Source organism: Pseudomonas sp. SWRI22, from assembly GCF_014268395.2.
Classification (GTDB): domain Bacteria; phylum Pseudomonadota; class Gammaproteobacteria; order Pseudomonadales; family Pseudomonadaceae; genus Aquipseudomonas; species Aquipseudomonas paracarnis.
Genome location: NZ_JABWQK020000001.1, coordinates 2,006,744 through 2,020,924, shown reverse-complemented (window position 1 = coordinate 2,020,924; position 14,181 = coordinate 2,006,744). Strand labels below are relative to the sequence as shown.

Genomic DNA, 14,181 nt, shown 5'->3' with positions numbered 1-14,181 from the left:
ATTAAACCTCCAGGCGACTACCGATTTTAATGGCGAAGTTACCTAAAGGCTCTCTGTTTTCATACATGATTTGATGAGCCATCGGCAATTCGGAAAAATCAAAAGTTTTCGTTAGGCAAGGTTTAACTAGACCTTCGCAAACTAATTTGTTGAAGGCGGCGCATTGTGTCCCATTTGCAAAATGGGAGCCTTGTAACCTTTTTTGTCGCATCCATTGATAGCGGATATCGAAGGTGCCCTTATAACCGCTGGTACCTGCGCATATAACGACCATCCCGCCAGCTGCACAAACAAAAGAAGATGTGGGAAATGTATCTTCACCTGGATGCTCTATAACAATTGCTGGGTTTTTCTTCTCACCTGCCAAGTGCCAGATCTCTTCTTGAAACCTTCTTGCTGATTTTAGCCATAGAGAGTATGCATCTTGATTTTGAATGTCATCGAGCTCGCCCCAGTGCTCGTAGTTTTGACGATTGATAGTACCTTTCGCGCCTATTGCTCTACAGTAGTCAGCTTTTTCCTGGCTGCTTACGACTGCGATCGGTATACCACCAGCTGCATTGACTAATTGGATTGCCATTGAGCCCATCCCACCGCTGCCTCCCCAAATCAACACAACGTCTCCTGGTTTAACAGTATGAGGCGCAAAACCATGAAGCATACGGTAGGCGGTAGCGCCGCAGAGCATGTAGGACGCGGCCTCTTCCCAACTGAGGTGTTTTGGCTTAGGCAAAATAGCTTGGCGCTTGACTCGCGTATATTCCGCAAAAGCGCCGAAATTGATTTCGTAACCCCAAATTTTCGCGGACTTGTCCATGATCTCGTCAACAACAGAGTTTTCATCCCACCATCCGCAGTGCAGTACAACCTCGTCGCCAACAGCTACGTCAGAAATACCTTTGCCTACTGCGACTACAATCCCTGAAGCATCAGATCCAGCAATATGAAAGTCACAAACCTCACCTCGTTTTCTCTGTAATTCTATGACATCAATCGGGTGGCCGAGGGCGGCCCAGATACCATTATGATTAACACCTGCAGCCATCACCTTGACCAGACATTCGTCTGCTTGAAGAGTTGGTACAGAGACTGTTTCCAAAGCGAAGGCTGTGCACGGCGCCCCATATCTGCTGGGCCTTAGTGTTTGAGCCAGCATCGTCTTAGGTACCTCTAGGTCAATGCCGGTGTTTGAAATATCTAATGTATTGGCAATTCCATTCATTGGTGATCTCCCTGTCAGTATCGAATTGAATTGGTGTGTGATTCTTGGTGTGTCTTAGGTTGTTGTTTCATTGACTAGTAATTAATTCGGTTGTTCGCATAAGATATTTTGAATATCTATTTCTTTGGCAATTAAATACAGGTTGTCTTCCTAACGCTGTCTAGAATTATTCTCCGTTAAACCGTAGGGCATGATCTTAAATCATGCAAATCAAAATCTTGTAGTTTGGTGTTTTTAACGTGTTGAATGTTAAAATGCCATTAAGGATTAGTCTTCCAGCGGGAGTTGGGTAAGATCTTTATAATCAACGGGTTACGGACTTAGTGTCGTTAACCAACTAGTTAGTTGTTTTTGTATGCTCATCATATTTAAAAATTAAATATTAAATTTCTTTTTAAGTTTCGGTGTTTTTAATGAGTTTATATAGATCCGAATGGGCGCATCATTCGTTTCGATCCAGTCGAATGAAGAGCGAATGCCAATAATCCCTCGATAAAGAAGGCCACCCTGAGGTGGCCTGGAGGTCATGCAGCAATTAATTGTCGAGCAAGAGTCATCTCCACTGAATCCCCATCTTGGTTCAGCGAGTCGAGACCAGAATCTGGCACATCTCCCGACGTGCTTTGAGCCACGGCGATTTTCTTGGCCATCAACTGCAGGCAAGTAATCTGAGAGCTGCCGGCATAGCCAAAAAAAACCACCCGCACCGGCTGCTTTTGCCCAATCCGCCATGACCGTCGAGCTGCCTGTTGCAAGGTGTATACGTTGTAACCTGTCTGCAGGAACGCAATGGTCGGAAAATCGAGCAAATCCAACCCGGTCTTGACCAGCTCCGGGTTAGTGATCAGTACGTCGACACCTCTGTCTACCTGGTCGAGGATCCAATCCTCGCGCCTGGCGGTATCCACTGTCGCCCTCAGGACCGCTACTTTTAAACCAGATTGCTCCAGCAGTCGTTTCAGGCGAGAGGTGGTGTCTCGAGTGCCGCTGTACACGGTATAGGCCAGAATCTTCCGGCCTTTGGCTTTTTCCGTGAGGCAGAGGTCGAGCAGTGCTTTCTCCTTCGGCATTATTTGCTTATCTGCAAAGATCGAGGCGACGAACGCCAAGGTATCTTTGCTACGAGGGTGCTTAACGATCTCCGGTCGAAAGCAGCAGTCAGGCCAAGCCAGCAGCACGTTGAGTACTACCCCTAGCAAGGTAGTGTCTCGACGGGCCAATGCTTGGCGAAGTTCCTGCGTCAGTTTTCCTGCCAATTGCTGATAGGCCGACGCTTGTTCTGCAGACATGCTGATATCGACAAATTCCTCCTGGTACGCCGGCAACACGTTGCCACCGATATCTTTAAGTTTCAGAAACACAGTGAACGGCAACACAAAACGGTGAATGCCTTTAGGGCCGAAGCCTGGGGCTTTCACCGTTCGCACCGAGAGTTTTTTTCCCTTGGCTGTTTTGTGTGACACGTTGTCCCGCTCGGTGTAAATGTCCTTCAATACGCCGTGGTCGCGCATGAATGACATCGCGGCCGGAGCCATACTTCCGCGCGCGTTTGGTTTGTAACCGTCCTCGATCATTCGCCGGGTAAGTATTCGGAACAGGAGGTAGAACAGATCATCGGCATAGCCACCCATGAGGGTGCCTGTCAGCAGCACGGTTTTACGTGCTTTCGCTGCCAATACACCCATGGCTTGACCTTGGGCCGAGCCACTGTTTTTATATTCATGTCCTTCATCCACCACCAGCAGGTCGAAATATCCGTCTGGTAGGTAGCGTTTGATGAACTCGGTGGGTTGGTAACCGCCCTCGCCAAAGCCAAATTCAATGTTGGCCATGGCGCGCTCCATGCGTTTGGCTTGGCGGTCGCTGAAGATGAAATTGCCCTGGGCGTCCATCAGATTGATGAATTCGCTGACGTTGTCGATCAGCATCGAGGCGAGGAAGTCCTCCCCGAAGTCATTCAGCAACCTGTCCGCACGTACTGGACCGATAGTCGGAATCCGACACATCGATTTTAGTATGGTCGCACGACGAGTTCCGTTGTCGGCTTTGCCCGGGCGCATCAGCGTCCAGAGTTGTCCTTGGCAATAAGGGCAGCTCCGACGGCGTTCCTCTCGGTGAAACTCTTCGACAGTCACACGGTTGCCTTCTAAGTCCTCCAGAAGGCGTCCGCAGTCGGGGCATCCTGCGAAGTTGTATCCGCCGCTGGCGCGACGTGGCCAACATACCGTACGCCAGTGATACCCCATGCGCATTCGCACGCGTCCGAGAATGAAGAATTCTTTACGGCCATCGTAAGGATCCCCCAGTTGGTCACGTAGCTTGATCAGTTTAACCAGCGTATCGGGTCCATTGAGAACCCACACGCGTGCGTCTGGGATGGTTTCGAGTATCTCCCGTCGCCATTTGTAGACCAGGTGTGGAGGCGAAACCACCAAAGTGCGGCGGTAGCCCGCACTGTGCATGACAGCGGCTACTGCGATGGCCATCATGGTTTTCCCAGTGCCCATTTCTGCATTGATAACGGCTGCCTGCTCGTTGCGGTCTAGCAATAAAGCTGCAACGGCTTGCACTACATCAGCTTGAGCAGGGAACGGCTGGCGTTTGAGTTCGCTCATAACCCGTTGATGGGCTTCGTTGATGCTGCCGGAATAAACCGGTGGGTTAGAACGATTGAGGGAGTCCAATAATTCATCACCGAATTCGTCGATGAACTCAGTCAGGCCGATGGCCAAGGGCGATACAGAGACTTGGGATAGGTCGTTCATGAGTGTTTCTCCAATAGGAACGAAACAGGGCATGCACGACACCCCGACGGGTATGGTGAATACCCTGCGGGTTGGTTAACGGATGGCCAGGTTGGCGTGGTGGGTCAGTAGTCCGATGGCAGCAACACGGTTGTTGCACTGCGGTCAGCTTCGGTGATGATCCAGAGCCGGGTCTCATCGCCGGCGCATATGTCATAACAGGAGAACAATCGATCCCCGTAGGTCAGAGCCCGTTGGTTACTGCTCCAGTCTTCTTTGGGCAGTTCCCCCCAGTCACCGGAGAAATGCCGTCGCAAGTAAGTGCTTGGATCGAGCTGTCCATGCTCAATCAGGTGGTGCACTGACTGGGTCAGCACTAAGCGGCCAGGTTCAAATGTCACTCGTGGTGGTGGGGTCAGTGTTGGCTGTGTCACCGCCTCATCAGGCTCATGCGGCGTATCCGCCGACGAACTGATGGTGATCACGCGGCCTTGGTTGGCAGAGCCTGGCGTCATGTCCCATGCCCGAATGATGGGCACGAAACGATCAGTCAGGATCCTTACCTCGGACACGTTGCCGTCCTGGTCTTCGGTGAACTCGGTCTTGCGGACCTTATCTTTGTAGGTATCGCCTTTGAGTACCAATACTCGGCCGGTTTTGGATTTCACTACGCCGGAAATCGCACCGGCAGCCAATGCCAACGCCAAGTGCCAGCGCGACAGCTCCCTCACGGGAGGTCGCGGCTGAGCGCCGCTTTGACCAAAGTGCAGTGTGAAGTCAGGCCACATGCCACGAAGTCTTTTGATTTCTTCGCTGAGCTGTTCAGGTTCAAGGCTGATACGGTAGAAGTGTTCCAGCTCGTTGGATGCCGGGAGAACCCTGTAGGGCTCCCGTGGCCAACTGGTTGGTAACGCTTCCGCGCTCAGTGTGCCGGCACCGATCGCCTGAAAGCGTGCGCGTACGTTTTTGACCTCTTGCGGTCGAGCGAGGTCCTGCCGGCGGATTCGTATACCGAAGATCACTACCTGTTTAAAGGTTGGATCAGCGGCTTTGTAGATCCGCAGTTCAGTAAAGTGATTGCATAGCCAACCACATAGCTCATCGTCCAGCACGTAGTGCGGAACAATCAGCACCAAGACTCCCCCGTACTGCAGCAGTGGCAGCGTCCGTTGATAGAACATCTTCTCCAGGCGCCGACGGCCGTTACCTTGGTACTGAGATGCACCTGCATGGTCAGCGACCAGGTCACCGTAGGGCGGGTTGAGCCAGAGCAAGCCGAAGGCCTGGCGGCTGATCATGGTGTCCATCAAGTCGCTGTGCAGCACGCAATCCAGCAGTGTCTTGCTGTGTTTGGCACGCTCCTGGTCATACTCGACTGCGTAGGTCTCAACGCGGTCACGGCCGAGTGCATGAGCAGCTTCAGCTAAGGCAGCGCCTTCGCCTGCACAGGGATCGAAGATCCGCATCTTCCCGCTTGGGGATGGTGCCAACGCTTGTAGGGTGAGTTCCAGCGTCGTTTCGTCAGTGGGGTAGTAGCCATTGCGAGCGAAGTTGCGCGCCAATCGTGGGAACATCAAAGCCATGGTGAGGCTCCTGGATCAATGCTCAAACTGAGCGTGGGTTGAGAGCTGCCCCTGGCGAATGAGCTCGCCTAGGGCTGTTTCGAGAACGTCGAGTTGCAACGACAAACGCCATGCCGCAACAGCACCGGACGTTCCAGGTAAAAGCTGCAGCATGTCGTGTTGGGTGAGCAACCCCATTACCTGCTCCTGCCAATGAGGCAGTAGCGGTAATGGACAGGTGTCCTGTATCAACGGCCAAAGCCGTTGACGAGGTGACTGCCCGTTCTCAAGAAGGGCGTAGGCGAAGTGGTTGGCCCGATCCGGCTGTACGCAGCGTCGGTCAAACAACCAGAGGTGAATCAAGCTGCCGAATAACGTACCGCGCAATTGTCGCGTGGTGCGCTTTTCCAACAGATCGATGTTGGGAAAGACAGGAAGACTTTGGCCATCTACAACGATGTGAAACTGGCTTAGACCATCTTCTGTCGTGCCGAGGGTCAGCCTGGCCAGGAACTCCTGCAGCGCCGTGTCTCGACCCCATGCAGAAAGGAACACCAGGTTGCGTTGTTCGTCACACGCGCAAGCGTCGACGAAAAGATCATTGCACTCCTCGATTGGGAAGAGCGGGGTAGGGCTGGGCATGGGAACCTCCATAATGGAGGGGGAACCCGCCCGGAGGGGCGGTGAGCCCCTCGGGGGTGTTAGCTGTAAGTGTTATTGCTTGGGAAATAGAAGGTTATCCGATTTGAACGTTTTATCGTTCGGGTCAAACGATACCGTCTCGTCTTGAAATAGAGGGCTGTGCCCAGTGAGAAAATTTGCCCCAGGTATTTGTGGCGAAGGGCAACGGCGGCATCGGCTTGTTCTGCCGTCATTTCGAGCTCCTCTACGAAGAAGTCCCAAAGCTCCTCATTCGTCGACACCTCGTTATTGGCGAGCTGATCTTCGATGTTTTCAAGGATTTCTTGGGTCAGGTTATTGAAGATTGGATTCATGTGCTGCTCCTGCTGAGTCGAGGAGCGCCCAGGAGGGAGCCCCTCATGGGTTGTGCCGATTGGCTTGGCGTATCGCGGGCTTCGTCAGGTATTGGAGATATTCCATACCTGCAGCTTGAAGTTGTGTACATAGCCGAGCTCAGAGAGCCGACTGCACTGTTGGCGTAGCTGCTGACGATCAACAGTTGTGTCCAGCCTGACTGTATCGCTCAGAGGCCAGATTGTGCCGAACAACTCGGCATCTGCCTCGAGGTCGTTGGTTCCGCCGGTCGGGGTCATCCCAAACGGGGCATCCTCTGTTGATACCTGTTTATTGGAGGCCGGTACTGCGGGCGGATTATTCCGCTGCACTGGCTTGGAGAGGTTGGAGGAAGACTCTTCATCCATAGGGTCAGGCTCGTTTGGCGAGAGCCTGGCGGCGTCTTCTGGTGTCAGATTGTCGACGTCGTCGAGGCTCATGCTTTCCAGCTTTGCACGGATCTCAACGACCAGGCGGCCTGCTGTGGAGTAATACGAAGGACGGATCTCCGTTATCAGAAAGTCGCCTCGGTATTTGCCTTCATCGTACTGATCGAGGAGTGCGTCTTTGATCACGAACTCACCGATAGAGGTCGAGAGCCGTCCGACGTTGAATTCGCCATTACGGCCGCTGATGGTACGGATGGCCAGTTGGCCGGGGATGTTGATCATGGGCAGCTCCGCACTGCTACGAATGAAAAAAGCCCGACAGATGTCGGGCTTTGGGTAGTGCTGTGAATGTCAAAGGATTACGGGCAAGAAGTATGAGTTTCTTCCTTGAGTGAGATGTACAGATAGAAAACGCCTGGCGGTGATTCTATGCGGTCAAGTTTTAGGTCCAGCCAGACCCGATCAGTGCTATTGCCGGCAGGCAATAAACGATAGAGGCCGAAATGGATCTGTGTGCTGTCAGGTTGCAAATGCAGTTCTCGGTAGGCCTCCAGGACAACTTCGCCCAGTCGCTCACTGACAACACTTGCGTCCTGTGGGTTTTCAATATGCACCGCTTCCTGCCAGGCCCGAGGTGTTAAAACGACCGGGAGCTTGAGCAGGTCAGACGACACGAGGTTAGTGGTGGTTTGCATGTTTATCTCCAGGTGCGAAAACCACCTGGCCCGTTCGGGAGATGGTTTCCCGTTGGGTGGTTATGCTATTGCAGAGTCAGTATGAGAGGCAGCTAATGCCAGTTGGCGATTTAGTAATACTCGGGGTGGATGATCTCATCTTCCAACTCCCAACGAGCTCTTCGATATTCTTTGAGAAGTCCGTACTCCGATAACAGCGGGCTGTTTTTGGGAGTGAATTCATCTCGATGGTCCATCTTTGCCAATGAGATAACGCCATCCAGTACTCCTAACCAAAGGTCAGAAGTAAGGGTGTAACGCGGGTCATCATCGGGATCGAGTGTTGGGTTGATTGGAAGTAGTTTATCCAGCTCGCTATAAATACTAGCTTGAGCAGCTAAAAGACCGATTTCGGTCAGCAGCGGCAGTCGTTGAGGGTTCATCATCATGGTTTATCTCCAGTGTTCGGAAATCACCAATCCCGAAGGGAGGCGTTCCCTTCGGTACGAATATTGAAAGGCGCCCAGGGGGCGCCATGATTTCAATCATGCAGATTGACGTTGTTCAGGTTCTGGTTGTCCTTGGGCGTCATCCGAATCATCTCCAGCAGCACCATCCTGGGCAGGAAGGGGCTCAGCAGAGTCTTTCGGTTTGGCTTCATAGACAGTAACCCCATCCACCTTGATCCAGCCGATAAACAACAGGCGTCCCTTGAGGCTTGCTCCAGGTTGACCTTTTTTATCGCCTTTCTCGTAGGTAAATGCGTCAGTCCAGATATCACCGATTCGGAAGCTCACAAGGACCTTCTTTCCGGCTTCAACGGCTGCTTGGCTGCGACGAATCAGCTTTTCAGCTTCAGCGCCGACCACGTTGCAGTCGATATAGGAATACTCGGCATCATCCATCGAGCCGCGCAGTGCCGCAACGGTAACTGCCATGAATGGCTTACCTTTGCCGCGAGGTTTCACTTCACGGATACGGTTGAGATAACCGATACCAGTGGTGTGAAGGTCGAAGAATTTTGCTTCGTTGGGTTGATTAGTGCTCAAGGTAATTCTCCAGTTTCGAAATAACAGAAAGCGGAGAAACACTTCGCCCTAGGGGGAAAGTATTCCCCGCGAGGGTGGGTAGAGCTTAAGGTTGTTTAATGCATCAGCTTCATTGCAGCAATCATTACACCGACAGCTGCAGACAACATGACGCCCATGCGAATGGTGAGCTTGACTTCAAGTTGTGAAATCTCAGATTTGAACTCTGCAGCAAGAGCAGTTAAATCTGCCTTGGTAGCCAAACGTGAAAGCATGTCGGTCTCCAAAGCTTCAATAACAGCATTTGCCTTCTGTTCCGGGACGTTAATCGAAATCAACGCCTGGTAGAGAGCCAGTTCAGTTTTCATCAGACCTCCAAAAGTGAGAGGCCTGCCCTGACGGGGTAGGCCCGTCATGGGTGGGAAAGGTGCTTCCATCGACCAAGTCGACTGATCGCGCTACCGGAAGCTATGGCGATCTTGGGAGTGGATCAATGCGGAAAACCGCATCGTAGTCTTGCGGATCCAGACTACTTGGGCATGTTGCTGACGACGTCAGCGATACATGTGCAGATCATGGAAATACGATTGTCGCTTGTCAAGCCCCTACCGCTAAAACTCTGAGGAAACCTTCCCTTTGGGAAGGCTCCCTACAGAGGCGAAGGACGCAGACTTAGCAAGTTGCTGGCACCAACGAGCGTGCAGCTGACTTCTTACGCGGTTTCCGAGCGGGCTTTTCGACCACTCGAGTGTTAGCCGCGTACCAAAGGTTCAGGTCGACACCTTTACGAGTTATTGCCGGTACATGATCCATCTCACGTACGAGACTCTCAGGTACGCAGGGCGGTGGAAGCAACGGAGCTGCTTTGGTATGGATAGCTGTGGGCGCAGCGCTGGTTTTCTTTACCGCACGCAGAAACTGTCGCGTGATGGTGCCAAGCGCGAAACCGAAGCCATAAGCAAGTTTGGACATGGTGATTCTCCTGCAGGTTGAATGCGGAGAACCCACTGACCCCGTTGGGGAAGTGATTCCCCGCGAGGTGAGTTGCATAAGGTGCTTCTATCGACGATTGTCGACCGACCGCGCTACCAGAAGCTCAGCGGTCTTGGGCGGATCTGACACGAACATCGTGTCGCAGTCTTCAAGATCCTGACTGCCTGGGCATGATGCTGACGACGTCAGCAAAGCACGTCCATATCATCGAAGGGGGGATGGTGATGTGTCAAGCGGAGAGGGATATTTCGCGGAGGGCAAAGAAGGTTCAGGTCGACAGGAGAAGCTACCGAGAGTAGCTGGGTCAACAGTCACTCTCGGATGTAGTAAGTAGCGTCTTTCAGAAAAAAATACCACCTGTGCGGGATGAAGGCGTTGTTGATCCCTGGGCTGTGATCTGAACGTCTTACTTCCAACACCTGGCCGATTATCGTGGCTGAGGCCAGCTAGCATAAGGCACGCATCCGCGCACAAAGGGAGCCCTGCGTTTCGCCGGCGGGCCACCGGCAAGGAAAAGCAGCTACCAATAGGTAGCCTGATCATCCTTTGCAAGATGATCAGGCTACCTATTGTGTGAGCTTTAAAAAGTGTGGGCCACAACACCAGTGTGGCCCTTAGACTACGGTGCTTCGAACCTCAACAGAGCTCTATGTGCCTTTGAACTCGCAATTCACGAGTTAGACGGCTGCGTGTCTGGCTTGAACAGGGAGACACAGGGAGAGCTCTGAACCAGGTCCGCACGCCCTTCCCGGAGCTATGCGTGCTTTGGGGTTGGTGATGAGGCAAGCCGCATCACCGGGCGCTACTGATGACCGCCAGTAGCCAACGGGGTGGAAACGTTGTTGTGATCATTATGTTGATAGGCCGGAGCTTATGCAACCCGGCGCCTTTCAAAGTCGGTCGACTCAGACTAATTGACGGCGACGACCGCACCTTCGGGAACAAGGGATGGAATTGCTATACCGGTCGCCCCAGTTATCTGTGAAATCAGCATTCCTGAACGCTTTAAACCAACGGTAGTTGTCTTTGTCAGGTCTACCAGCACCGAAGGCAAGCCTGACGGTGCAGCCCCATCAAAATAAGTATAGGCCGTTCCTGATGAGATGTAAGAACCAACGCCCACAGGTTTCACAAACCACCCAGGTAGGTTGAGAGCAGAATCGCTCGGAACCCCACTGAAGCCCGGGTTGGCCTGGGCATATTCGGTAGCGGCAGATCGGTACACCAGAAAGCCGCGACCCAGCGAGTCGAGGGTAGCGTAGTCGGATATACGTTGGTCCTGATGTTGGTTCTCCATGAAAATGCTGGAGGCAATGAGCACAACCATCAAAACGAGCCATTGCATTGTCATGATATGAGCTCCATCCACAGAACGGTGGTTGTTACCACCTACGCGTTAATAACAAAACTATTTCGTGAGGAAAATCAATGTTAAGCAAATTCCTACTAGGCCAAGCGCAATGACAGTCCAATTTGCGGCTCGCTTGATCCTCATTGGTTTGCGTTGTGGATTGATTAATTCCATAGTGGCGATCTTATTCACTAAATAACGGCCAGAGGGCGTTGGGTGTAACTTGTAAGTGAACTCGCCGACCTCAAACACCTCTTTTCCTTCTAATGCGCGACGCCATAGCAGAGTTGAGCATATCCTGCTTCGGGTGCTTAGCCAGGTCTGTAATTCTCCAGCGCTATACTCAACGTTATTCTCAAGCGTCTGCACTGCAATAATCCCCATAAACATACATTAAAACGTTTTTGAAATTTTATAAATGGATGCTTTATTTGAAGCAGCTCCAATAGAAAAGACCTGGCCAGGAAAGTCGAGATGTGGAGAGAAACCATCCACTTGCATTTCTGAATATGTACCCAGTCTCGCTATCTCCGATGCCAAAAGCGCCAGTTAAAGAACATGACTTCCATGTAGTGTCGCCAAGGGAGCAGGTCACACTTCCTCTGGCAGGCGCCTGGCAGGTACCCTGGATTAGCTGGAATTCCCACCCACCTGGTCTTTTCCATAAGCCTTGTTCGCAGGACAACGTTATTCCCGCGGCGCTTTTTGCAAGAAGGGTTCGGTCACTACACTGTTGCCCCTCGGTAGCAATGCCTCCCAGAGACAAATATTCATTTGTCTGAATGCGATCATAGGCCGTTATCTTGCCAGTCGAGGTTATCTTTCCACCCCATAGTTCACCACCGGTTGAAAAGTTTTTGTCGTTGTAAACTTGGACCCAGTTGGGGCTATTTTGATAAATTCCGCCTCCCCATTTTTCGCTGTACCATCCTGTGTCACCACGTGTTCTGAACCAACCACCTGTGCTGGTATCACCGGTAATTTTTGCAGTAGCGGCATTAACATTGGCTGTGGCGATAACGTTTCGAGCTGTAATGTCGGCGTTAGCTGTTATGTTGCCTGACGCTGTGATACTTCCTGCGTTGTTAATATTGTGGTTGCCCATCGTGATATCAGTATTCATCGTGTTGAATTCTGGATGATTGGGCACTGCGTTTCGATATAGATAGTCATTAGCCAACGCTCCATCCATAAGAAAAAGTGCGCTAGCTGTATGTCCTGGGCCAGGAGCTATAGCATAGTTACTTAGTGCTACCTGCCATCCACCCCGCACGCCCTGGACGATGTTCGGATTGGCAGAAGAGATGAACCCACCAGGTCCTCCGAGATTTTCAGCGATGGTTCGAATACCCATTTCAGGAATCGTCTGCCCACCTGTAGTAACCACAATCACTTCCAGTTGATTGGCGTTGGGTTTCCGGGCGAGGCCGACAATGGTCTGCCCAAAGGCGTTAGTGGGGCTATAACCTGCAGGAAGGTAGTTGGTGTTGACGAGCATCGGAACGGTTATTTGCACCGGTACGGTTGCTGCCGCGTTGGCCAGCACCACGCTGTAGTTATCCTTCAGATATTTGGCCAATGCCTCTGAAATGGTTCTCTGTTGATCAGCCGCAATTCGATAGTCCTGAGAATCCATCTGCTTGATTTGCCATGCGATCGCCAAAGTGACGACAACGGAGAAAACGGCCAATCCGATCGCCATGTCCAAGCTCAAGAAACCCCGCTGCTTGTTCCTACTGGTCATTCCAGAGACTCCTTGATGATTGGTGAGCGATGTCGTGATCGAGCATCGTGATCTTTCCTGCATGGACTTTCTCTCGGATGCCGGGTCCGTCATCGCCCGTGAAAAGCAGGCTCTGCAGGGTTAATCGACGACTCCGTTCGTTGCCGCTTGATAAGGACTGGTGAAGAACGGCCACCAAGCCCTTGGAGAGCAGCTCTCGGGCGTTATTGAGTAACGGCTGAGCCAAGGCTGCTATACGTTCAATGCCTTGCGTAACGCTGCCTGCATGGCCTGTGCTGATGATGAGATGGCCATTGATCGAGGCTTGAATTACTTGCGCTGCTGTCGAGCTGTCGCGAATTTCTCCGACGAACAGAAAATCGGCTCTTGTACGCAGCGCTAGAATCAACGCTTCCTCGTAACCCCCCATCCGGCGAGAGACCGGAACTTGAATACAGCGCCCACTTCCATGCCGACCATTCAAAAATGGTTCTGGAGGATCCTCGACAGCCACACAAATGCCTCCCCAGGCCTCGAGCCGAGCTTTCACCAGTGATGCAGCACTGGAGGTTTTCCCCGTGCCCATTTCCCCACAAATGAATATCAGGCCGCGAATCGTGTCGCTCATCAGCGCGTCCTGCAGATAATCAGGCAGACCCAGCATGTCCAATGGACGGATCTGGACTGAGGATTTGCTCACGACAAACACAGGCTTGCCATTCAAATCCAGCAACTGGGTCACACGCAGGACGACGCCATCCTCAATTAGGGCGAACTCTAGATCCTGGGTTGCTTTGTGCTTTTCCTCGCACTGCGCCCTTAAGCGCTCAAGGTCTGTCCGCCATTCGGCGGGTGCTTCAACCCTTCGGGCCTGCCCAGGGAGACCTTTGGCGTCGGCAAATCCATCGCCAAGGTACAGATCAACGAATTCAGCATCAGAGATCACGCTCACACTGAATTCCTTAGTACGAAGTCCAGGCGATGGTATTGGCGTCCGAGGAGCAGCTGGTCGCAGCTGCCACTGCAGTAATTTCGCCGGCAATTGCAGTACCGCCGTTGATCGCCGTCGTTGTCTGCTTGTCCTTGGCCATGTTCGACGCAAGAGTGATACAGGCATTTTTTGGAAGGTTTGATTCGGTGATGGTGAAGGTCATGCCATTGCTGACAACGGTGACAGCACCGTTCCAACGGTTGGACAACGTCGTACCATTGATACTCATGCCGCCGGTAGCTTCTAAGTTGATCAAGGAGGGGGCCAGGTTGGTGCCTGCCGTGGCGTAACCCGTAGTGCTTTTCAGTCGTTTGGTATTGCTCAGCAACGTGCCGAGATTGCTCTGTTCAATGGTGACGTCTGAACTGCCGAACGTTCTGTAGCCCATGAACACGATGAAACCAAGCGCCACCGCGATCAGCATCAACCAGAACATCCCGTCCAGGGAGAGAAAACCGCCTTGTTTTTTTGGGGTGTTGATTGGCATTTC

14 protein-coding genes are annotated in these 14,181 nt (G+C 52.3%); all 14 read right to left on the bottom strand.

The genetic code is table 11. The features are described 5' to 3' along the window. Position 1: 1 nt before the first annotated feature. Entirely contained in the window at positions 2–1,222 is a 1,221-nt protein-coding gene (gene ccrA, locus HU730_RS08890) for a crotonyl-CoA carboxylase/reductase (RefSeq protein ID WP_202883905.1), read from the bottom strand. 524 nt (positions 1,223–1,746) lie between these two features. Continuing rightward, a complete protein-coding gene (locus tag HU730_RS08885; protein ID WP_186526914.1) occupies positions 1,747–3,987 on the bottom strand; it encodes a DEAD/DEAH box helicase in 2,241 nt (746 codons plus the stop codon). A 104-nt stretch (positions 3,988–4,091) separates the two neighbouring features. Beyond that, positions 4,092–5,549, bottom strand: a complete 1,458-nt coding sequence (locus tag HU730_RS08880) for a DUF6094 domain-containing protein (RefSeq protein WP_186526913.1) — start codon at positions 5,547–5,549, stop codon at positions 4,092–4,094. Between the two features lie 15 nt (positions 5,550–5,564). Next, positions 5,565–6,170: a hypothetical protein gene (locus HU730_RS08875; RefSeq protein WP_057726209.1), complete on the bottom strand. Its 606-nt coding sequence runs from the start codon at positions 6,168–6,170 to the stop codon at positions 5,565–5,567. A gap of 59 nt (positions 6,171–6,229) precedes the next feature. Next, the gene (locus HU730_RS08870; RefSeq protein ID WP_254914032.1) at positions 6,230–6,523 is read right to left on the bottom strand and encodes a hypothetical protein; all 294 of its coding nucleotides are present in this window, start codon (positions 6,521–6,523) and stop codon (positions 6,230–6,232) included. A gap of 84 nt (positions 6,524–6,607) precedes the next feature. Next, positions 6,608–7,213 (bottom strand): DUF3275 family protein, encoded by a 606-nt coding sequence (locus tag HU730_RS08865; RefSeq protein ID WP_186526912.1) that lies wholly within the window; start codon positions 7,211–7,213, stop codon positions 6,608–6,610. A gap of 77 nt (positions 7,214–7,290) precedes the next feature. Continuing rightward, the gene (locus HU730_RS08860) at positions 7,291–7,626 is read right to left on the bottom strand and encodes a hypothetical protein (protein WP_124376269.1); all 336 of its coding nucleotides are present in this window, start codon (positions 7,624–7,626) and stop codon (positions 7,291–7,293) included. Positions 7,627–7,736: 110 nt separating this feature from the next. Then, positions 7,737–8,054, bottom strand: a complete 318-nt coding sequence (locus HU730_RS08855; RefSeq protein WP_186526911.1) for a hypothetical protein — start codon at positions 8,052–8,054, stop codon at positions 7,737–7,739. A 96-nt stretch (positions 8,055–8,150) separates the two neighbouring features. Further along, the gene (locus tag HU730_RS08850; protein WP_186526910.1) at positions 8,151–8,654 is read right to left on the bottom strand and encodes an STY4534 family ICE replication protein; all 504 of its coding nucleotides are present in this window, start codon (positions 8,652–8,654) and stop codon (positions 8,151–8,153) included. Positions 8,655–8,749: 95 nt separating this feature from the next. Beyond that, positions 8,750–9,001, bottom strand: coding sequence for a hypothetical protein (locus HU730_RS08845; RefSeq protein ID WP_008437363.1), 252 nt, complete (start codon positions 8,999–9,001; stop codon positions 8,750–8,752). Positions 9,002–10,536: 1,535 nt separating this feature from the next. Beyond that, positions 10,537–10,977 (bottom strand): type IV pilus biogenesis protein PilM, encoded by a 441-nt coding sequence (pilM, locus tag HU730_RS08840; protein ID WP_186526909.1) that lies wholly within the window; start codon positions 10,975–10,977, stop codon positions 10,537–10,539. A 427-nt stretch (positions 10,978–11,404) separates the two neighbouring features. Continuing rightward, the gene (gene pilV / locus HU730_RS08835) at positions 11,405–12,721 is read right to left on the bottom strand and encodes a shufflon system plasmid conjugative transfer pilus tip adhesin PilV (RefSeq protein WP_186526908.1); all 1,317 of its coding nucleotides are present in this window, start codon (positions 12,719–12,721) and stop codon (positions 11,405–11,407) included. Next, positions 12,711–13,652, bottom strand: coding sequence for an ATPase, T2SS/T4P/T4SS family (locus HU730_RS08830; protein ID WP_186526907.1), 942 nt, complete (start codon positions 13,650–13,652; stop codon positions 12,711–12,713). The genes pilV and HU730_RS08830 overlap by 11 nt, the downstream gene beginning before the upstream one ends. Before the next feature lie 10 nt (positions 13,653–13,662). Then, positions 13,663–14,178 (bottom strand): type 4 pilus major pilin, encoded by a 516-nt coding sequence (locus HU730_RS08825; protein ID WP_186526906.1) that lies wholly within the window; start codon positions 14,176–14,178, stop codon positions 13,663–13,665. Positions 14,179–14,181: the final 3 nt, after the last annotated feature.